The organism is Bacillus sp. SIMBA_005, assembly GCF_046535585.1.
GTDB classification, from domain to species: domain Bacteria; phylum Bacillota; class Bacilli; order Bacillales; family Bacillaceae; genus Bacillus; species Bacillus pumilus.
Genome location: NZ_JAWRWI010000529.1, coordinates 1 through 266, shown reverse-complemented (window position 1 = coordinate 266; position 266 = coordinate 1). Strand labels below are relative to the sequence as shown.

Here is a 266-nt window from a genome sequence, read left to right as displayed (position 1 = left end):
CGATCGTTGCGGCCATGAATGAACCACAGGAGCAGCGGCCAATAGAGCGCGAGGAACACGGCATGATGATTGCGGTTGGCGAAAAAGCCGACGGCAGCACCGACATTGGTGATGCGGTGGAAATAGGGCGCACCTTCGCCGCCGAGCAATTGCAGCACGCCGAAAACCGCCGCAACCGCCAGGAAGGCGAGCAGGCGGAGCGGCAACTGGCGCAGGTCCTGGTCCGACGTGCGGCCGACAAGCAGCACCACGGCCAGCGGCACGAG

General features: G+C 64.7%; 1 protein-coding gene. It reads right to left on the bottom strand.

Annotated elements, in window-relative coordinates; genetic code table 11:
• A partial coding sequence (locus tag SB660_RS21175) for a hypothetical protein (RefSeq protein ID WP_410584359.1) occupies positions 1-266 on the bottom strand: 266 nt, incomplete at both ends.